Origin of the sequence: Cricetibacter osteomyelitidis (assembly GCF_004340985.1) — a bacterium.
Classification (GTDB): Bacteria; Pseudomonadota; Gammaproteobacteria; order Enterobacterales; family Pasteurellaceae; genus Cricetibacter; species Cricetibacter osteomyelitidis.
Map to the genome: position 1 here is coordinate 59,123 of NZ_SLYB01000008.1, position 19,375 is coordinate 78,497.

Here is a 19,375-nt window from a genome sequence, read left to right on the forward strand (position 1 = left end):
ATTATTGTCCAAACCCTTTAAGGTTTGCTTTTTTCAACGCAGATTCATATTGACTTGACATCAAATGACTTTGAACCTGAGCGATGAAATCCATAATTACCACTACAACAATCAGTAAAGAAGTACCACCAAAATAGAATTGTACGTTCCATGCCGATGTCATAAGATAAGGAACCAAACACACAAATGTGACATATAACCCACCAATTAAGGTTAAGCGGGTCATAATTTTATCAATATAACGTGATGTCTGTTCACCTGGTCTAATTCCCGGTATGAATGCACCAGATTTTTTCAAATTATCTGCAGTATCACGAGGATTATATTGCATTGCAGTATAGAAGAAACTAAAAAACATAATTGCCGCTGCATACAAAACCAAATACAATGGTTGTCCTGGCGCTAACAATAATGATAAATCAGAAAGCCATTCTAAACTTGCCCCTTGGCCAAACCAAGTGGTTATAGTTGCAGGGAACAAAATAATACTTGATGCAAAAATTGCCGGCATTACACCTGCCATATTTACTTTTAATGGCAAATGCGTGCTGTGCCCACCAAGAATTTGACGACCTTGCTGACGTTTAGCATATTCAACACGGATTCTTCTTTGTCCTCTTTCGATAAAGACAACAAAATATGTTACTGCAAAAACAATTACGGCAATTAATAAAAGAACTAATAGATGCATTTGCCCTTGACGAGCCTGCTCAATAGTTTGACCGATTGCAGAAGGAAGTCCTGCCACAATACCTGCAAAAATAATTAAAGAAATACCATTACCAATACCGCGTTCTGTAATTTGCTCGCCTAGCCACATTAAGAACATCGTTCCCGTTACCAAGCTCACAACAGCAGTAAAGTAAAAACCGAAGCCTAAATTTGGAACTAGACCCGGTAACATGCTTGGCAAACCTGTCGCAATACCAATTGCTTGGATCGTAGCTAATACCAACGTGGAATAACGAGTATATTTGCTAATTTTACGACGACCGGCTTCACCTTCTTTCTTTAATTCTGCTAATGCAGGATGTACGGTTGCCAATAATTGAATAATGATAGATGCCGAAATATACGGCATAATCCCTAAGGCAAAAATTGACGCTCGACTCAACGCACCACCAGAGAACATATTAAACATATCAATGATGGTGCCCTTTTGTTGTTCGATTAATTGAGCTAATACGGCCGAATCAATACCAGGAACCGGAATGAAAGAACCAATACGAAAGACGATCAGTGCACCTAAAACAAACCATAATCGACGTTTTAGCTCACCAGTACCGCTTTGAGTGCTTCTATTTTGATACCCTGGTTGCTTAGCCATTTAATTATTCCTCAACAGAACCGCCAGCCGCTTCAATGGCTGATTTTGCACCTTTAGTTACACGTAAACCGCGAACAGTTACAGCACCTTTTAGTTCACCTGCAAGAATTACTTTTGCAAATTGAATATCTTTAGTGATTACGTTCGCTGCTTTTAATGCATCTAATGTAACAACGTTACCTTCAACTTTAGTTAAATCATTCAAACGGACTTCAGCTGTAACAGCTGCTTTCATTGAAGTAAAACCAAATTTCGGTAAACGACGATATAAAGGCATTTGGCCACCTTCAAAACCTCGACGAACACCACCGCCAGTACGAGATTTTTGACCTTTATGACCACGGCCGCCTGTTTTGCCTAAACCGGAACCAATACCACGACCTAGACGCTTAGCACTATGCTTCGCACCTTCAGCCGGAGATAGAGTATTTAAACGCATTCTCTTACTCCTCTACTTTAACCATGTATGAAACTTGGTTGATCATACCGCGTACCGCTGGGGTATCTTCTAATTCAACAGTATGACGGATATGGCGAAGTCCTAAGCCTTTCAATGTAGCTTTGTGTTTCGGTAAACGAGCAATAGAGCTACGAGTTTGAGTTACTTTAATAGTTTTAGCCATAATCAATTACCCCAAAATTTCATCAACGGTTTTACCGCGTTTAGCAGCAACCATTTCTGGTGATTTCATATTTGCCAGTGCATCAATAGTTGCACGAACAACGTTAATTGGGTTGGTTGAACCATATGCTTTTGAAAGTACGTTACGAACACCTGCAACTTCTAATACTGCACGCATTGCACCGCCGGCAATAATACCGGTACCTTCACTAGCCGGTTGCATAAATACGCGAGAACCCGTATGAGCACCTTTGATAGGGTGCTGTAAGGTACCTTCGTTTAATGCAACATTGATCATATTGCGACGTGCTTTTTCCATCGCTTTTTGGATCGCTGCCGGAACTTCACGAGCTTTACCATAACCAAAACCTACGCGACCGTTACCATCACCTACCACAGTTAATGCGGTAAAGCTCATAATACGACCACCTTTTACAGTTTTTGATACACGGTTAACCGCGATTAGCTTCTCTTGCAGTTCACCAGCTTGTTTTTCGATGTTTGCCATCTAAAATTACCTCTATTAGAACTGTAGACCAGCTTCACGGGCTGCGTCCGCTAAAGTTTGGACACGACCATGATATTTAAAACCAGAACGGTCAAATGCAACATCTTTGATGCCTTTAGCTAAAGCTCTTTCTGCAATTGCTTTACCTACTGCAGCGGCTGCATCTTTGTTTCCGGTGAATTTCACTTGCTCACTAATTACTTTTTCAACAGTTGAAGCAGCGGCAAGAACTTCTGAACCGTTCGGTGCGATTACTTGTGCATAAATATGACGCGGAGTACGATGAATAACTAAACGAGTTACTCCTTGCTCTCTCATCAAATGACGCGTACGAGTCGCACGACGGATACGAGCTGATTTCTTATCCATAGTGTTACCTTAATTATTTCTTCTTAGCCTCTTTAGTACGTACCACTTCATCAGCGTAACGTACCCCTTTACCTTTATAAGGCTCAGGACGGCGATAAGCACGAATATCTGCTGCAACTTGTCCGATTAGCTGTTTGTCTGCACCTTTCAATACGATTTCCGTTTGAGAAGGGCATTCTGCAGTAATACCTGCTGGCAATGTGTGCTCAACAGGGTGAGAGAAACCTAAACTTAAAGCAACTACGTTGCCTTTAATTTGGGCTCTGTAACCTACACCCACCAATTGTAATTTACGAGTGAAGCCTTCTGTCACACCGATAACCATTGCATTAACTAACGCACGTGCAGTACCTGCTTGTGCATCAGCATTAACAATATCTGCACGAGGTGCAAATGTTAATTCGTTGTTTTCAAATTTAACTTCAACTGAACTGTGAATGTCACGAGATAATGTGCCATTCTTTCCTTTAACCGTTAATAGCTGACCGTCGAGTTTAACCTCTACGCCGGCAGGAACATTAACGGGTGCTTTTGCAACACGAGACATTTCCTACCTCTCTATTAAGCTACGTAACAGATAATCTCACCGCCCAACCCCGCTTGGCGAGCTGCACGGTCAGTCATCACACCTTTAGATGTAGAAACAACTGCAATACCTAAACCACCCATAATTTTTGGTAATTCGTCTTTACGTTTATAAATACGAAGACCAGGACGGCTTACACGTTGAATGCTTTCTACAACCGGTTTACCTTGGAAATATTTTAAAGTAATTTCCAATTCAGGCTTGGTGCCTTCTAAAACTTTAACGCTTTCGATATAACCTTCGCTAGCTAATACATTGGCAATTGCCACTTTTAGCTTGGATGAAGGCATACTAATCGCAACTTTGTTCGCAGCTTGACCGTTACGAATGCGGGTCAACATATCTGCGATTGGATCTTGCATGCTCATTTGATTTTACTCCGATTCCAAAATAAAGTGGTAAATTACCAACTTGCTTTCTTAAGGCCTGGAATTTCGCCACGCATCGCAGCTTCACGAACCTTAATACGACTTAAACCAAACTTACGAAGAACGCCGTGAGGACGTCCGGTTTGGCGGCAACGGTTACGCTGACGGATTGGGCTAGAATCACGCGGTAAAGTTTGTAACTTTAACACGGCATCCCAACGCTCTTCGTCAGAGGCGTTTACATCTGAAATAATTTTTTTCAATTCAACGCGTTTAGCGTAAAATTTTTCAGCCAATTTAGCACGTTTTAAATCGCGCTCTTTCATTGATTGTTTAGCCATCTATAACCTGCCTTATTTACGGAATGGGAAATTAAAGGCAGCGAGCAGTGCTTGGCCTTCTTCATCACTTTTCGCCGTAGTGGTGATAGTAATATCTAAACCACGCACGCGATCCACTTTATCATAATCGATTTCAGGGAAGATGATTTGCTCACGCACACCCATACTATAGTTACCACGACCATCAAAAGACTTCGCACTTAAACCACGGAAGTCGCGGATACGTGGAACCGCAATTGTAATTAAACGTTCAAAGAACTCCCACATACGTTCACCACGTAGTGTTACTTTACAACCGATTGGATATCCCTGACGGATTTTAAAGCCGGCAACTGATTTGCGAGCTTTAGTTACTAATGGTTTTTGACCGCTAATTGCTGCTAGATCTGCTACTGCATTATCTAACAATTTTTTATCGGTCAATGCTTCACCCACACCCATATTCAGGGTAATCTTTTCGATTCGTGGGACTTGCATGACAGATGAGTAGTTGAATTTAGTTTTTAATTCATTAACTACTGTATCTCTGTAGTAATCATGCAGTTTCGCCATCGCATTACTCCAGTTTATTAAATTGTTTTACCAGTTGATTTGAAGAAACGAACCTTTTTGCCCTCTTCAAATCGGAAACCTACGCGGTCTGCTTTGTTTGTCTCAGGGTTAAAGATCGCAACGTTTGATACATCAATCGCAGCTTCTTTTTTCACTAAACCACCAGCTTGGCCTAATGCCGGAACCGGTTTTTCGTGTTTAGTAATAATATTTAAACCTTCAACAATCACTTTACCGTTAGGTAGTACCTTTGTTACTTTACCACGTTTACCTTTGCCTTTTTCAGCGCTACCGGTAATCATAATAACTTCATCGTTTTGACGGATTTTTGCAGCCATTTTCTCTTCTCTCCTTACAGTACTTCCGGAGCCAAAGAAATGATCTTCATAAACTTCTCAGAACGAAGTTCACGAGTCACAGGTCCGAAGATACGTGTTCCGATTGGTTGCTCACTGTTATTGTTTAACATAACACAAGCATTACCATCGAAGCGAATAACTGCACCATCTGGGCGACGAACACCCTTCTTGGTGCGCACCACAACTGCTTTTAAAACATCACCTTTTTTAACTTTACCGCGTGGAATTGCTTCTTTTACAGTAACTTTGATGATATCGCCAATAGCAGCGTAACGACGGTGCGATCCACCTAGAACCTTGATACACATTACGCTGCGAGCTCCTGAGTTATCAGCAACATCCAGCATAGTCTGTTCTTGGATCATATTAGTGCTCCGCTAAAATCTAAAAAATCCCCTTTCGACAATCTAATCGGGACGAATCTGCCCAACACACAGGTTAGACAGGTTGCGGATTTTATCACAACGCCCAATACCAATCAAGTTTTAATCAAGGATTATTTGTCTGATATTGATAAATAATTTTAACAAAAATGACCGCACTTTTTATTACACGGATTATGCCGTCAAGTGCGGTCAAAATAAAAGAAATTTCCAAACAAAAAGCCCCGGCATGACCTGCCGGAGCTTTTTTAATTTTTATCGTTAATTAAGCTACTGCTTTTTCAACGACTCGAACTAAAGTCCAAGATTTAGTTTTAGAAACCGGACGACATTCGCGGATTTCTACTACATCACCTTGTTTAGCTTCGTTATTCTCATCGTGCACGTGTAATTTAGTGGTACGACGGATAAATTTACCTAAAAGTGGGTGTTTTACCATACGCTCGATTGCGATAGTAAAAGATTTATCCATTTTATCACTGATCACGCGACCTTGCACGGTACGAATTTTATCAGTCATTACTCACCCGCCTTTTCGGTTAATACAGTTTTTACTTGTGCAATGCTACGACGCACTTGTTTTAACTGATGGGTTTGTTGAAGCTGACCGGCGGCTGCTTGCATACGCAATTTGAATTGCTCACCTAACAAGTTAACCAATTCAGCATTCAGCTCTTCAACACTTTTTGTACGTAGTTCTTGAGCTTTCATTACATCACCGTCTTAGTTACGAATGTTGTTTTAATCGGAAGTTTAGCCGCCGCTAATGCAAATGCATTACGTGCGATTTCTTCTGACACACCATCCATTTCATAAAGTACTTTACCCGGTTGGATTAAGGCTACCCAGTACTCAACGTTACCTTTACCTTTACCCATACGGACTTCTAATGGTTTTTCAGTAATTGGTTTGTCCGGAAATACACGAATCCAGATTTTACCTTGACGTTTTACTGCACGAGTCATCGCACGACGAGCGGCTTCGATCTGACGTGCGGTTAAACGACCACGACCAACTGCTTTTAAACCAAAGGTACCGAAGCTAACTTCTGTACCACCGGCAATACCACGGTTACGACCCTTGTGGACTTTACGGAATTTTGTACGTTTTGGTTGCAACATTTAACAATTCTCCTTACTTACGACCTTTACCGCGGCCTTTTCTGTTATTAGGCTTGTCGGCAGGTTGTTGTTCTGGTTGTTGTGCGATTGCAGCCATACCACCTAAAATTTCACCTTTGAAAATCCATACTTTAACGCCGATAACGCCGTATGTAGTATGAGCCTCTGCAGTGTTATAATCGATGTCCGCACGCAGTGTATGTAATGGCACACGACCTTCACGATACCATTCTGAACGTGCAATTTCTGCACCACCTAAACGACCGCTTACTTCAACTTTGATACCTTTAGCACCTAAACGCATTGCGTTTTGCACTGCTTTTTTCATCGCGCGACGGAACATCACACGACGCTCAAGTTGGGAAGCGATACTATCTGCAACTAATTTTGCATCTAATTCAGGTTTTTTCACTTCAGCAATGTTGATTTGAACCGGAACGCCTGCGATAGCTGCAACTGCGTTACGTAATTTTTCAACATCTTCGCCTTTTTTACCGATAACGATACCAGGACGAGCTGTGTGAATTGTTACACGAATACTTTTAGCAGGACGTTCGATAGTGATACGTGATACTGAAGCATTCGCTAATTCTTTATTTAAAAATTTACGTACTTTGAAATCGCCTTCTAAGTTATCAGCGAAATCTTGTGTATTCGCGAACCACGTAGAGCTCCAAGGCTTAACGATACCTAGGCGAATACCATGTGGATGTACTTTCTGACCCATTGCTATTCCTCTACGATTAACGATCTGACACAACCACAGTGATGTGGCTTGTACGTTTTAAAATACGATCTGCACGACCTTTAGCACGTGGCATAACACGCTTCATGCTAGGACCTTCATCAACAAAAATTTTGCTAACTTTTAGATCATCGATATCTGCACCGTCATTATGCTCTGCATTAGCGATTGCAGACTCAAGCACTTTCTTCACTAAAGCCGCAGCTTTTTTGTTAGTGTAAGTTAGAATTTCTAACGCTTGAGCTACTTTTTTACCACGGATTAAATCCGCAACTAAGCGAGCTTTTTGTGCTGAAGTGCGAGCGTAACGATGTTTTGCAATAGTTTCCATCTTTTACCCCTTACTTCTTAGCTTTCTTATCTGCGGCATGACCGCGGTAAGTACGAGTCGGTGCAAATTCACCTAGTTTGTGACCGATCATTTCATCGGACACAAATACAGGAACGTGCTGACGACCATTATGGACTGCGATGGTCAATCCAATCATTGATGGAATGATCATTGAACGACGGGACCAAGTTTTAATTGGTTTTTTATCCCCGCTTTCCACCGCCTTCTCTACCTTCTTCAACAAGTGTAGGTCAAGGAAAGGACCCTTCTTGAGAGAACGTGGCATGGCTTATCCTCTTGATTAATTAAAATTATTTACCACGGCGACGTACGATATATTTATCAGTACGTTTGTTGTGGCGAGTTTTCTTACCTTTGGTTTGAACGCCCCATGGAGTCACAGGATGTTTACCAAAGTTACGACCTTCACCACCACCATGTGGGTGATCTACTGGGTTCATTGCTGTACCACGAACTGTAGGGCGAATACCTCTCCAACGGCTTGCACCGGCTTTACCCAGTACACGCAACATATGTTCAGAGTTACCTACTTCACCGATTGTCGCAGAACATTCAGCTAATACTTTACGCATTTCGCCTGAACGTAAACGTAAAGTAACATAGTTACCTTCACGTGCAATGATTTGTACATACGCACCTGCGGAACGAGCGATTTGACCGCCTTTGCCAGGTTTTAATTCAACGTTATGCACTGTTGAACCCACTGGGATATTACGCATTGGTAAGCTGTTACCAGCTTTGATTGGTGCGTTAACACCCGCTTGGATTTGATCGCCTACTGACAAGCCTTTAGGTGCTAAGATATAACGGCGTTCACCGTCTTTATAAAGCACTAATGCAATGTTTGCAGAACGATTCGGATCGTATTCCAAACGCTCAACAACCGCTGGAATGTCTAATTTATTACGTTTGAAATCAACTAGACGATAGTGTTGTTTATGACCGCCACCAATGTGACGAGTAGTAATACGACCATTATTATTACGACCACCGGTTTTAGATTTAGTATCTAATAACGGGGCGTAAGGTTTACCCTTATGTAATTCAGGGTTTACAACTTTAACAACGTGGCGACGACCAGCGGAGGTCGGCTTACATTTAACGATAGCCATTATTTTCTACTCCTCCGAATTACTCAGCACCTTCAACGAAGTCCAAAGATTGGCCTTCAGCTAAAGATACATATGCTTTTTTCCAGTCACTACGACGTCCGACTTTCGCACCGCGACGTTTAGTTTTACCTTTCACGACAACAGTACGAACAGAAGCTACTTTCACTTCAAATAATTGCTCAACAGCGTTGGCAATTTCAACTTTATTTGCATCTAAAGCTACTTTGAAAACGATCGTATTGGACTGTTCAGCGTTATTTGTTGCTTTTTCAGAGACATGTGGTGCTTTGAGCACTCTTAGCAAACGTTCTTGACTCATGCTAGGATCTCCTCAATTTGTTTTACAGCCTCAGCAGTAACAACCACTTTATCGAAAGCAATTAAGCTAACCGGGTCAATACCTTGAACATCACGTACATCTACTTTGTAAAGGTTACGCGCTGCTAAGAATAGATTTTCATCTAAATTTGCTGTAATGATTAACACATCTTCAAGTGCCAACTCTTTTAATTTTTTAACTAAAACTTTCGTTTTTGGTGCATCAATTTCAAATTTTTCAACAACGATTAAACGCTCTTGACGGACTAATTCAGAAAGAATGCTCTTAATAGCACCACGGTACATTTTCTTATTCACTTTTTGGCTGTGATCTTGTGGTTTCGCAGCAAATGTTACACCACCAGAACGCCAGATTGGTGATTTGATATCACCGGAGCGAGCACGACCTGTACCTTTTTGACGCCAAGGTTTTTTACCTGAACCAGACACTTCAGCACGAGTTTTTTGTGCGCGAGAACCTTGACGAGCACCAGCTGCATAAGCAACAACAACCTGGTGAATCAATGCTTCGTTAAACTCACGTCCGAAGGTAGTTTCAGAAACAGTGAGTGCGTTTGCACCAACAACTTGTAATTCCATCTCTATCTCCTAGACTTATGCTTTAACTGCCGGTTTTACGATAACATCACTATTAGTTGCACCCGGAACGGCACCTTTTACTAATAATAATTTACGCTCAGCATCAACACGAACAACCTCAAGGGATTGAACGGTTACACGTTCAGCACCTAAGTGTCCAGCCATTTTTTTACCTTTAAACACGCGACCCGGAGTTTGGTTTTGACCAATAGAACCAAGTACACGATGTGATAAAGAGTTACCGTGGGTAGCATCTTGAGTACGGAAGTTCCAGCGTTTAACACCGCCTTGGAAACCTTTACCTTTAGAAGTACCGGTAACATCAACTTTTTTAACATCAGCAAGGATGTCAACGTTAATCTCTTGACCTAAAGTGAACTCAGCAGTTTCACCTTCAGTACGAAATTCCCATAAACCGCGACCAGCTTCAACACCTGCTTTCACGAAATGACCTGCTTCTGGCTTAGTTACACGACTTGCTTTTTTAGAGCCAGTAGTAACTTGAATTGCAGAATAGCCATCTGTTTCAACAGTTTTAACTTGAGTAACACGGTTGGCTTCGATTTCGATTACGGTAACTGGAATTGAAACGCCTTCTTCAGTGAAAACGCGCGTCATACCAAGTTTACGACCGATTAAACCAATCATTGTAATAACCTCTATTAACCTAGACTAATCTGCACGTCAACGCCGGCAGCTAAATCTAAACGCATTAATGCATCAACAGTTTTTTCTGTTGGCTCAACAATATCAACCAAACGTTTGTGAGTACGGATTTCGTACTGATCACGAGCATCTTTGTTTACGTGTGGAGAAATCAACACGGTGAAACGCTCTTTACGAGTTGGTAAAGGAATTGGGCCACGAACTTGAGCACCAGTACGTTTAGCTGTTTCTACGATCTCCGCTGTAGATTGATCAATTAAACGATGATCAAAGGCTTTCAAACGGATACGGATTCTTTGGTTCTGCATTTAGACCAGAGCTCCAATAAAATTTAGCTAATAATAAAACTGACACCATCGCTTCTCTAACGTCTAAATAGAAAAAGAAAAGGAGGTGCAGCAAACCTGTTATAGCCCCCATATCGGGAACATTGTAGTGCAACATATCGTTACACACGTTTAATAAATGATTACATTAAACGACTTTCAAACTGAAAGTGGGCGGGATTTTACACAAACCCACCGCACTTTGCAAGGGATTTTCTCAATTATTTTCAGATATTTTCTGATTTCTCGGCTTTTTTCACTTCGTCCCATAAAATATCCATTTCAGCCAAGGATGATTCCTGCAACGATTTATTCTCTGCCGCTAATTTCTGTTCTATCGCACGAAAACGGCGTTCAAATTTATGATTGGCTTTTCGCAACGCTTCTTCCGTGTTGCATTTTAAATGACGGCTTAAATTCGTTACTGCAAATAAAAGATCGCCGATCTCTTCTTCGATCTTTTCCTGTGCCAAGTGCGGTCGGTTCAACTCGAGTTTTACCTCCTGCAACTCTTCTTCGACTTTGGCAAATACCTGATTCACATCATTCCAATCAAATCCGATTTTGGCACATTTCTTTTGCAGCTTCTCCGCCCGCAACAATGCAGGAAAAGCATTCGGCACATTATCTAAAATGGAATTATGCCCTTTTTGCCGATTTTCCGCCGCTTTAACCTGATTCCAATTTTGCAAGGCTTCTTGTTCATTATTTGCCACACTATCGCCAAACACGTGAGGATGGCGGCGAATAATTTTCTCATAAACACCGTCTAACACGTCATCAAAGGTGAATTTGCCGTCTTCTGCGGCAAGCTGACTGAAAAACACCACCTGCAACAGCAGGTCGCCCAATTCTTCCTTCAAATCCACCGTACTTTCCTGCTCCACGGCTTCCACCACTTCATAACTTTCTTCCAGTAAACAAGGAATCATTGAGCGGTAATTTTGTTTTAAATCCCACGGACAACCACCGTTAGGGTTACGCAGCTGGGCGATAATTTGGATAAAATCATTGATTGAATGTTGTGACATAAGGTTTCCTGCAATTAAAATACTATCTTTTTATAAATTATGTTCTATGTAGCGTTGTGCTGAGATAATTAACGTTTAATTTTAGCTGTAGAAGATCAAACTCAATCTGACAGTCCCTCGTTTAAAACCCCGCGTCTGTCAGATTAATTTGAGCTTAAATTCTTTTCTTCCCAAATCCGTTTTCCATCAAGCAGTGTTTCTATCGGTGTTCGTCCGCAGCACATTTTCCCTTGATGAGTTCGGCGATGATTATAATAGCTTAACCATTCATCCAAATCACCCTGTAATTGGCTTAAATCTATATAAATTTTCTTACGGAATGTCGCCTGGTAAAATTCCTGTAGAATCGTCTTATGGAAACTATGAACGTTTGCTGATAAATACGTCCTACGCCTTTCAGATTACCGACGTAAAATGTATCTTGAGAACCGAGATAACCGGGATGAGCTGTTTCAATTTCTAAACGGGAAACTCTCACTTTTTTAGTGTTTTATCAGATTAGGTCTGCTCTTTTATACTTTTTAAAGTATATAATAGAACCGTAGAATCAATCTAACTATTATTCTACAGTTCTTATTTGAATTTAATTATTTCAACTTCAACAACGATTCCACATTTAATAAAATCATTTCATTGTCATCAGCTTGGTTTGGTTCTCGGCTGCTGGAATACGGTAAGTTGTTATCATTACCAACGATGATATGTTTGTCATCCACTAAATCCACGTTTTCAATGGTAAAAAACGGAAATTTAAATACGCCTTCACTCAACGGTTTTTGTGCGATTTTATTCGAATCTTGAATATTTAACAGATCCACATAACCCAATTTTTCCACATTTTTACCGGCATTGTTTTGGTCGAATTTAATCAAATAAACACGTTTAAATTTCGGTAGGTTGTTAAAACAGGTTTTAGCTTCGTTATCTTCTGTTGCACACGCTTTTTCTACTACACCTTCACCATTATCACGCTCAATTACCAAAGCCCGATTTTCATCGATCATATTAAAATCTCCGATAGCATAGCTGTTATTTTCTAACGGATATTTCCAGAAATTGCCCGTCCATTTTTGGCTTGTTACATCAAACTCTAAAATACGTAAATAATTTTTGCCATTATCATTTTCATAGCTATTTTGATCAGCATTCCATAATGGTCCTTCTAATAATGGATATAATTTTTTACCGTCAATGGATGCCGCCATACCTTCAAAACCTTTGGAACGTTTGACTTCAAAACTCACTTTATCTGTAGGAGTTGCCGGCATTTTTATGCTGAAATGTTCCGGTGAATGTACAATTTTTCCATCCACTTCCGTTTGAAAAATATTTAACACTTTGCCTTTTAAGTCTGTTTGAATTAAATAAGGTCCAAATTCTTCACCAATCCAAATATGATCACCAATAATTTGTAAACTTTCCGGGTCGAAATCAGAACCGGTTAAATAACGTGTTTTGGTCGATTCATTTATAATATGAAATGGAATTTTTTTATCCGGATCGTGTAAGAAAATAGTTTCTAACTGTTCAAATTTATGGTTTTTAAAATCAAAATTATAGTGTGTGAGATATAACATAAAATCCGGTGAGTTAGCTTTGCTGCCTGCTCCATTATCCGTTAGCACCCAATAACTGCCGTCATCCATTTTGGTAATACCGGAATTGCCTTGCAGCGGCTGTCCGTTAAATGGCAAAAATACACCTGTCGGACGTTTATCAGAAATACCTTCAATGCTGTTTAACTTTTCCGTGCGTTGATTGGTAGTAAATTTTCCAGCGTGCTTTAGCACATCTGGTGCATCTTGCGGTGCTTGCACAAAAGATTGTGCAGGTAAAACCGCATGTCCGGCTAAAACGGCTTTATGTTCAGAGGTATTTGCATAATTATATTGTGTTATAGCTAATCCGATTGCTACTACGAGAACCGATTTACAAATTTTAAATGTCATAGGTAATGCTCCTTGTTATTAAATTTTCTTGTTATTTTAAAAAGTTAATATGACAATCTGATGACTGCCGAGTTTTTCAAATCACTTTTCAATAAATTTTAGCTTTCAGCACATAATTCCGTTAAAATACCGCTCGAATAAACGCCGTTCTGTGAAAGTGCGGTCATTTTTTTAAAAATTTTGGGGAAATTTATGTCTGAATTAGTTATTGCGGCGATTTTAGGATTAGTGGAAGGTTTTACAGAATTTTTGCCGGTGTCATCCACCGGTCACATGATTATTGTCGGGCATTTACTCGGTTTTGAAGGCGAAAAAGCGGCCACCTTTGAAGTGATCATTCAGCTTGGTTCAATTTTGGCTGTCGTGGTGATGTTCTGGCGGAAACTCTTTGGACTCATCGGAATTCACTTCGGACAAAAACCGGACCAAACCCAACCGCACTTAACTCTTGGGCATATCCTATTAGGTATGATTCCTGCGGTGACATTAGGCTTGATGTTCCATAAAAATATTAAATCGTTATTCAGCCCCGAAATGGTGATGTATGCCTTAGTTGTCGGCGGTATTTTATTGATTATTGCGGAAAAAGTACGCCCGACCGTAACGGCGCATAGCGTTGATCAAATGAGTTATAAACAAGCATTCAGTATCGGTGTATTCCAATGTTTAGCCTTGTGGCCGGGCTTTTCCCGTTCCGGTGCGACGATTTCCGGCGGCTTGTTGATGGGTGTCGGTCGTCACGCTGCGGCAGAATATTCCTTTATGCTCGCCGTGCCGATGATGATGGGAGCAACGGTATTAGATCTGTATAAAAGCTGGAATATTCTCACATTGGCGGATTTACCGATGTTCGCTGTGGGTTTTGTAACCGCCTTTGTAGTTGCCTTGATCGCTATTAAAACATTCTTAAATCTCATTAAACATATTTCGTTTATTCCATTTGCAATTTACCGTTTTATCATAGCGATTGCGGTATATTTTGTGTTCATTCACTAATTATTTACAGGGCGTATAAGATGTTACGCCCTTATCTTTATTGAAGCTAATTTTCTTCCCGCAACATTTTCACCGGTGATTTTGTATATAAAATTAATGACGGCACTAAAGCGATCACAACCGCAGTGAACAACATCAACGAAATTTGCGAAATATCTTCCAAAGTAAAGCCGACCAGCAGGGTGAAGCCGCTTTTTAGGCTGATTTGCTGTGAAATAATCAGTGTTGCGATATAGCCTAATGCAGCTCCCGCAATCACAGAAAACGTAAGCAATAAAAATAAACCGAACCATACCAACCAAAGAATTTTATATCGCGGTGCACCGAAAATCCGCCAGGCGGCAATTTGTTTTTGCTGTTGCTTTAAATATAAGGTGATGATCATCATTAAGGCTATACCTACCAATACTTGTGTCACCACGGCAATCCAAGACAGCACGGTTTTGCTGTCGCCTAATACGCCATAGACTTTCACCAACACTTCGGCGGGAAATAAGGCTTGTGTATGATCATTGCGATATTCACTGCGGAGTTGATAAGCTGCGGCAAAGCTGACGGGTTTGACAATAATAGCGGACACACCGAGTTCCGAATGTTCGTGAATATCTGTTAATTGATTAATTTCAGTGGGCGGTAATGCTTTGTTGGTGACGGGATGGGAATGAACGTGGTTGTGTTTTTGATCACGATGAGCGTGCACTTCCCATAGGGTTTCAATGGGCACTAATACGGCAGTGTCCCAAATGCTGTGATCTTCCGGCAAAATACCTACGACTTCATATTCGACCTCATCGTGACTATGAGCTCCGTGCTCTCCCACTTGACCGTGTAACGGTGAGAATTTATCGCCGATGCGGTAACCGGTTCTAGCTCCGACCACCGCTTCAAAAGCACGTTCAAATAAACGCCCTTGAACCTGCCGTTTGCCGCCGTCGGTCACAAAGGTTTTACTGGTGCCTATGATGGGCATTCCTTTGGTAAAATCACCAAATGCCAAAGGTGCCGCCCATTGCACGCGGGAATCCATGGAAAGTGCGGTCAAATTTTGCGTTTCGATCAGCGGTAGCATTGAAGGCTGTAAAAATACGGTGGAAAGCACCAATTGGGTTTCACTACCTAAACCGCCAATCACCAAATCAAAACGTTCGGCAGCTCTGGCACTGCCTTCGCGAAATGCCCGTTCCTGCAAATTTACCGCCACACTCAAGGCGACCGAGAGAGCTATCAACAGCATTATCATCAGCGTGCCGAATTTGTTTTTGCTAAAATTAAGCCATAATAATTTAATCATTAACATTGTCTAGTTCTCGTGCCGAATCTCTCCGTTTTCCAAATAAATGCGGCGTTGCATTTTGTAAGCCAGATTTTTATCGTGAGTGGACACAATCAGCGTACAACCCGCTTGCGTAGCCATTTCCTGCAAAAGTGCGGTAATAATTTCACTATTTTCTGCATCCAAACTGGCAGTGGGTTCGTCGGCAATCAAAATATCCGGCTTGCTCAATAACGCTCTGGCGATGGACACTCGCTGCATTTCACCACGTGACAGGCACTCGACTTTGCCGCTGATTTGATGAAAATTCATTTTTTCCAATAATCCTACCGCTCTTTGTTTGATTTTATCGGGAATATGCCTATGGCGGAACGCATAAGGCAATAACACATTTTCTAAGGCGGTAAGCCCTTGAGTTAAATGGAAATCCTGCATCACAATGCCGATATGGTTAAAACGCCATTGATCCCGTTTATTTGCGGATAATCGGGCAAGGTCGATGTTATCCCAGAATAGTTGGTTTGCCTGCACATCAATCAGCCCGCTTATCGCATTTAGTAAGGTGGTTTTACCCGAACCGGACGGGCCGAGAATCGCCAGTTGCTGGCAAGTTGGAATCATTAATTGGGGAATTGACAAAATCGGAGCGGGCAGATTGGGCACTTTGATTTGAAGCTGATTAATCTCTAAATTCATACTTTTTCTCGCAATCATAATGATTTAAAGCTCGCATCACGCAGTCTCAGCATACTCACAAAACCGGTGTCGGGATCAATAAACATACCGTGTTCCAGCACGCCTTCCACTTCAATAATGGCGTTAAATTGCACGAAGGTTTGCCGTTTTTTTAAGTACACCACCAAAATATCTTCCGGCCAATCCGCATCGCTGGAACAAAACGGACAAATCGCCATCGGCATTTTGGTCAGTACGAAAAATTGCGATTCCGCTTTTAACGGCGGAGCCATAAAACCTTGAATTACCACTTCTTTGCCGGATAAGGTTTTGACTTTATCGCTAAATTCAAGACCTGTGACGGAAAACTTGCCGTACAACTGATCAAAATCTAAAGTGTTATCAGCCTGCACGGACTGACTTATCAGCAATAAACAGCCCAGTAAAGCCAGGCTGTTTACGCATAAAAGTGCGGTCACTTTTAAGAAAATTTTTTTCATTATTTCACTGCAAGTGCATTCACGATTACTTTGAATAAATCGGAATTTTCCATATAGCCGTGAATCGCGTCAGCTCCCGGTCCTTGTGCCTGAATGATCATATCATCCACGGAATGCACGCCGGTGTCGCCGGAGCGAGGAATATTGCCCTGGCGGAACATTGCTCCTTCAACGGATTTATATTCTTCGTTTGCAACATATGTGCCTTTTTCATTTTTAATTGCCGGTACGAATTGGCGATCAAGTTTAGGGCGGAATGTTTCGTAATAATCCGGGAAAGAGGCGAAAAATACTGCTAAACGTTTGCTTACATCCCATTTATCCGGATAGCCGTCTTTGTTTTCATCGGTATAATTCGGCCAGCCCGCCTCTTGATAAGTTCCCACTTTTTCACGCATATCGCCCGGTTTTTCATCATCCACCGTACCGATAATGGCAATGCCGTGCGTATGGTCGCCGGTTACCAGAATTAATGTGTCCGGATGAGTTTTGGCAAATTCTTTCGCGATCTCTACGGATTGATCCAACATAATCGTGCTGGCAAACGCTCGTTCCCAATCCAGCGGGTGAGAGGCTTTATCGATTAACGCCGATTCCACCATTAAGAAAAAGCCGTCTTGATCTTGAGAAAGTACATCAAGTGCGGTTTTGGTCATCTCGGTTAAATCCGGTTGATCGGGAAATTTTTTCGTACTGTCATTTTGTAAGAAACGACGATCCAATACCGTATTCATATTGCCGGTATGAAACAAACCGAGCAATTTTTCTGTTTTTGTGCCGTCAACCGCCTTTAATTCCGTGGCATTGGTCACCAACCGATAGCCGTCTTTTTGGAATGCTTCAATAAAGTTTTTATCGTCTTTACGTTTGGAACCCGGTGTGCTTTTCGGTAGGAAATACGCCGAACCGCCGCCTAAAATAACTTCTGGACCAACATTATACAGCATCTCGGTAATTGCTGCTTTTTCTGCCCGGCGGCGGGTATGTGCCACCACCGCAGCCGGCGTTGCGTCTTGCAATTCCGCATCTGATACGATACCGACAGACATTTTGGTGCGACGTTTTAGCAATTCGGCAATGGTTTCTTGTTTCGGGTGATTAAAATTATCTGCCGAACGGCTGGCATACACGCCTAAAGCATTCACTGCGGATTTATGTCCGGTCATATAGGCACTGGCGGTATTGGCACTATCCGTTGCGATGGAATCCGTACTGGATGTGCCGATAAAGCCCATGTAAGGCAAACTGTCCATAGCCAAACGACCGTTTGCTTTACCTTCGTTAATACCTTTAGACAATATGCGAGCGCCTGTGCGATGAGCTACCGATAAGCCGTCGCCGATAAACAAAATCACGTTTTTGGCTTTACGCACATCCGGCGTAGCAAATACGTTCCAATTAACTTCCGTTTGTTTGCCGTTTACCGTGACACTCACTTTATAATCACCAGCTTGTGTCAATGAGGCTTCACGAACCCATAAAGCGGACACCTCTTTGCCGTCTTCTTTTTGTACAAACTCGACTTTATCGCCCAATACGGCTTTAAAATCCTGACCATTAATAAGAATTTTCGCCTGTTCCGGTTTGATCACTTCATCAAATTCAATTTTGAAATCAAATTTTCCGCCTGCAACCATAGTGGCTCGGTCAATGGGATAAATTACATTTTGTGCCATTCCGCTCGAAGACAAAACAGCACCGATTAATAACACTAAACAACTCTTTTTCATGGACTTATTTCTCCTAATATACACGATGTAATGTTAGCGAGAGTAAGTATAGGTAACAATTATGACAGTTTAATGACAAAAAAATCGTCCGATTTGAAGTGCGGTAGAAATTCTAAAAATTTTCACCGCACTTTCGCTTGAACTTATTTCTATTGCTAACCGTTTAATTCATAATCGCTTTTGAAAATTAAAATAGGGGCTGTTTCATTCGTTTTGTGATCTTTATCACAATTTTTTTTAAAAATTTCAAGTATTATTACAAAGCTTTTATTTTAATCAGTTAAAAATATGGAGTCTTCACTTATGACAAGCTCGGAGTTAATGCTTGAAGGTGTCAATCTAATGTTTTCCGGTATGGGATTTGTGTTAGTGTTTCTCACCATTCTGATCTTTGCGATCAAATTAATGTCTAACACGATTAATCGCTTTTTTCCCGAACCGGTGATTGTACCAAAATCCCCATCCCCCCAACCTGTCGCTGATGATTTAGAACGCTTACGCCCCGTTATCGTAGCCGCTATTGCTCATCATCGTCGCCAACAAGGCTTAAATTAATTATTGTTTTA

30 protein-coding genes and 1 pseudogene are annotated in these 19,375 nt (G+C 41.3%); 2 read left to right on the forward strand and 29 right to left on the reverse strand.

The genetic code is table 11. The features are described 5' to 3' along the window. Position 1: 1 nt before the first annotated feature. From secY to EDC44_RS05525, 25 genes and pseudogenes are all read right to left on the reverse strand, one after another. Positions 2 to 1,327 carry a preprotein translocase subunit SecY gene (gene secY, locus EDC44_RS05405; RefSeq protein WP_131976151.1) on the reverse strand — a complete coding sequence of 442 codons (1,326 nt, stop codon included), beginning with the start codon at positions 1,325 to 1,327 and terminating at the stop codon, positions 2 to 4. Positions 1,328 to 1,331: 4 nt separating this feature from the next. Beyond that, positions 1,332 to 1,766, reverse strand: coding sequence for a 50S ribosomal protein L15 (gene rplO / locus EDC44_RS05410; RefSeq protein WP_131976153.1), 435 nt, complete (start codon positions 1,764 to 1,766; stop codon positions 1,332 to 1,334). Between the two features lie 4 nt (positions 1,767 to 1,770). Further along, a complete protein-coding gene (gene rpmD, locus EDC44_RS05415; RefSeq protein WP_005711983.1) occupies positions 1,771 to 1,950 on the reverse strand; it encodes a 50S ribosomal protein L30 in 180 nt (59 codons plus the stop codon). Positions 1,951 to 1,956: 6 nt separating this feature from the next. Further along, the gene (gene rpsE, locus EDC44_RS05420) at positions 1,957 to 2,457 is read right to left on the reverse strand and encodes a 30S ribosomal protein S5 (RefSeq protein WP_005717915.1); all 501 of its coding nucleotides are present in this window, start codon (positions 2,455 to 2,457) and stop codon (positions 1,957 to 1,959) included. 15 nt (positions 2,458 to 2,472) lie between these two features. Further along, on the reverse strand, positions 2,473 to 2,826 hold the full coding sequence (gene rplR / locus EDC44_RS05425; RefSeq protein ID WP_131976155.1) for a 50S ribosomal protein L18: 354 nt from the start codon (positions 2,824 to 2,826) through the stop codon (positions 2,473 to 2,475). 13 nt (positions 2,827 to 2,839) lie between these two features. After that, entirely contained in the window at positions 2,840 to 3,373 is a 534-nt protein-coding gene (rplF, locus tag EDC44_RS05430) for a 50S ribosomal protein L6 (RefSeq protein ID WP_131976157.1), read from the reverse strand. Positions 3,374 to 3,387: 14 nt separating this feature from the next. Further along, positions 3,388 to 3,780 (reverse strand): 30S ribosomal protein S8, encoded by a 393-nt coding sequence (gene rpsH, locus EDC44_RS05435; RefSeq protein WP_131976159.1) that lies wholly within the window; start codon positions 3,778 to 3,780, stop codon positions 3,388 to 3,390. A 35-nt stretch (positions 3,781 to 3,815) separates the two neighbouring features. After that, entirely contained in the window at positions 3,816 to 4,121 is a 306-nt protein-coding gene (gene rpsN, locus EDC44_RS05440) for a 30S ribosomal protein S14 (RefSeq protein ID WP_131976161.1), read from the reverse strand. Positions 4,122 to 4,133: 12 nt separating this feature from the next. Then, positions 4,134 to 4,673, reverse strand: a complete 540-nt coding sequence (gene rplE, locus EDC44_RS05445; RefSeq protein ID WP_131976163.1) for a 50S ribosomal protein L5 — start codon at positions 4,671 to 4,673, stop codon at positions 4,134 to 4,136. Positions 4,674 to 4,690: 17 nt separating this feature from the next. Beyond that, positions 4,691 to 5,011 (reverse strand): 50S ribosomal protein L24, encoded by a 321-nt coding sequence (gene rplX / locus EDC44_RS05450; protein ID WP_131976165.1) that lies wholly within the window; start codon positions 5,009 to 5,011, stop codon positions 4,691 to 4,693. Between the two features lie 14 nt (positions 5,012 to 5,025). After that, positions 5,026 to 5,397 (reverse strand): 50S ribosomal protein L14, encoded by a 372-nt coding sequence (gene rplN / locus EDC44_RS05455; protein ID WP_131976167.1) that lies wholly within the window; start codon positions 5,395 to 5,397, stop codon positions 5,026 to 5,028. A 283-nt stretch (positions 5,398 to 5,680) separates the two neighbouring features. Next, positions 5,681 to 5,935: a 30S ribosomal protein S17 gene (rpsQ, locus tag EDC44_RS05460; RefSeq protein WP_131976169.1), complete on the reverse strand. Its 255-nt coding sequence runs from the start codon at positions 5,933 to 5,935 to the stop codon at positions 5,681 to 5,683. Then, complete coding sequence (gene rpmC, locus EDC44_RS05465; protein WP_131976171.1) at positions 5,935 to 6,126, reverse strand: 50S ribosomal protein L29; 192 nt, start codon at positions 6,124 to 6,126, stop codon at positions 5,935 to 5,937. Before rpmC ends, rpsQ begins: the two co-directional genes overlap by 1 nt. Then, a complete protein-coding gene (gene rplP / locus EDC44_RS05470; RefSeq protein WP_100289144.1) occupies positions 6,126 to 6,536 on the reverse strand; it encodes a 50S ribosomal protein L16 in 411 nt (136 codons plus the stop codon). Before rplP ends, rpmC begins: the two co-directional genes overlap by 1 nt. A 13-nt stretch (positions 6,537 to 6,549) precedes the next feature. Further along, positions 6,550 to 7,263, reverse strand: a complete 714-nt coding sequence (gene rpsC, locus EDC44_RS05475) for a 30S ribosomal protein S3 (protein ID WP_131976173.1) — start codon at positions 7,261 to 7,263, stop codon at positions 6,550 to 6,552. 16 nt (positions 7,264 to 7,279) lie between these two features. Next, positions 7,280 to 7,612, reverse strand: a complete 333-nt coding sequence (gene rplV, locus EDC44_RS05480) for a 50S ribosomal protein L22 (protein ID WP_131976175.1) — start codon at positions 7,610 to 7,612, stop codon at positions 7,280 to 7,282. Between the two features lie 10 nt (positions 7,613 to 7,622). Continuing rightward, a complete protein-coding gene (rpsS, locus tag EDC44_RS05485; protein WP_131976177.1) occupies positions 7,623 to 7,898 on the reverse strand; it encodes a 30S ribosomal protein S19 in 276 nt (91 codons plus the stop codon). Positions 7,899 to 7,923: 25 nt separating this feature from the next. Beyond that, positions 7,924 to 8,745, reverse strand: coding sequence for a 50S ribosomal protein L2 (gene rplB, locus EDC44_RS05490; RefSeq protein WP_131976179.1), 822 nt, complete (start codon positions 8,743 to 8,745; stop codon positions 7,924 to 7,926). Between the two features lie 19 nt (positions 8,746 to 8,764). Then, positions 8,765 to 9,064 (reverse strand): 50S ribosomal protein L23, encoded by a 300-nt coding sequence (gene rplW / locus EDC44_RS05495; RefSeq protein WP_131976181.1) that lies wholly within the window; start codon positions 9,062 to 9,064, stop codon positions 8,765 to 8,767. Further along, complete coding sequence (rplD, locus tag EDC44_RS05500) at positions 9,061 to 9,663, reverse strand: 50S ribosomal protein L4 (RefSeq protein ID WP_131976183.1); 603 nt, start codon at positions 9,661 to 9,663, stop codon at positions 9,061 to 9,063. Before rplD ends, rplW begins: the two co-directional genes overlap by 4 nt. A 15-nt stretch (positions 9,664 to 9,678) precedes the next feature. Beyond that, positions 9,679 to 10,311 carry a 50S ribosomal protein L3 gene (rplC, locus tag EDC44_RS05505; RefSeq protein WP_131976185.1) on the reverse strand — a complete coding sequence of 211 codons (633 nt, stop codon included), beginning with the start codon at positions 10,309 to 10,311 and terminating at the stop codon, positions 9,679 to 9,681. Between the two features lie 14 nt (positions 10,312 to 10,325). Beyond that, positions 10,326 to 10,637 (reverse strand): 30S ribosomal protein S10, encoded by a 312-nt coding sequence (rpsJ, locus tag EDC44_RS05510; protein WP_001181005.1) that lies wholly within the window; start codon positions 10,635 to 10,637, stop codon positions 10,326 to 10,328. Between the two features lie 245 nt (positions 10,638 to 10,882). Then, on the reverse strand, positions 10,883 to 11,686 hold the full coding sequence (gene mazG / locus EDC44_RS05515; protein WP_131976187.1) for a nucleoside triphosphate pyrophosphohydrolase: 804 nt from the start codon (positions 11,684 to 11,686) through the stop codon (positions 10,883 to 10,885). Between the two features lie 143 nt (positions 11,687 to 11,829). After that, positions 11,830 to 12,146 (reverse strand): annotated as a pseudogene (locus EDC44_RS05520) (IS481 family transposase); the annotation flags it as partial. A gap of 127 nt (positions 12,147 to 12,273) precedes the next feature. Further along, positions 12,274 to 13,635 carry an esterase-like activity of phytase family protein gene (locus EDC44_RS05525; RefSeq protein WP_131976189.1) on the reverse strand — a complete coding sequence of 454 codons (1,362 nt, stop codon included), beginning with the start codon at positions 13,633 to 13,635 and terminating at the stop codon, positions 12,274 to 12,276. A 192-nt stretch (positions 13,636 to 13,827) separates the two neighbouring features. Here EDC44_RS05525 and bacA point away from each other — a divergent pair, with 192 nt between their 5' ends. Next, on the forward strand, positions 13,828 to 14,631 hold the full coding sequence (gene bacA, locus EDC44_RS05530) for an undecaprenyl-diphosphate phosphatase (protein WP_131976191.1): 804 nt from the start codon (positions 13,828 to 13,830) through the stop codon (positions 14,629 to 14,631). A 46-nt stretch (positions 14,632 to 14,677) separates the two neighbouring features. On the opposite strand, the gene EDC44_RS05535 is transcribed toward bacA, so the two are convergent. Genes EDC44_RS05535 through EDC44_RS05550 form a run of 4 tightly spaced genes read right to left on the reverse strand, consistent with a single transcriptional unit; the run spans position 14,678 to position 18,809 of the window. Next, positions 14,678 to 15,928 (reverse strand): FtsX-like permease family protein, encoded by a 1,251-nt coding sequence (locus EDC44_RS05535; protein WP_131976193.1) that lies wholly within the window; start codon positions 15,926 to 15,928, stop codon positions 14,678 to 14,680. 3 nt (positions 15,929 to 15,931) lie between these two features. Then, positions 15,932 to 16,600, reverse strand: a complete 669-nt coding sequence (locus EDC44_RS05540) for an ABC transporter ATP-binding protein (protein WP_131976196.1) — start codon at positions 16,598 to 16,600, stop codon at positions 15,932 to 15,934. Positions 16,601 to 16,614: 14 nt separating this feature from the next. Continuing rightward, on the reverse strand, positions 16,615 to 17,079 hold the full coding sequence (locus EDC44_RS05545) for a hypothetical protein (RefSeq protein ID WP_131976198.1): 465 nt from the start codon (positions 17,077 to 17,079) through the stop codon (positions 16,615 to 16,617). After that, positions 17,079 to 18,809: an alkaline phosphatase gene (locus tag EDC44_RS05550; RefSeq protein ID WP_131976200.1), complete on the reverse strand. Its 1,731-nt coding sequence runs from the start codon at positions 18,807 to 18,809 to the stop codon at positions 17,079 to 17,081. Before EDC44_RS05550 ends, EDC44_RS05545 begins: the two co-directional genes overlap by 1 nt. Positions 18,810 to 19,112: 303 nt before the next feature. On the opposite strand from EDC44_RS05550, the gene EDC44_RS05555 reads away from it, so the two are divergent. After that, on the forward strand, positions 19,113 to 19,364 hold the full coding sequence (locus EDC44_RS05555; RefSeq protein ID WP_131976202.1) for an oxaloacetate decarboxylase subunit gamma: 252 nt from the start codon (positions 19,113 to 19,115) through the stop codon (positions 19,362 to 19,364). Positions 19,365 to 19,375 lie beyond the last annotated feature (11 nt).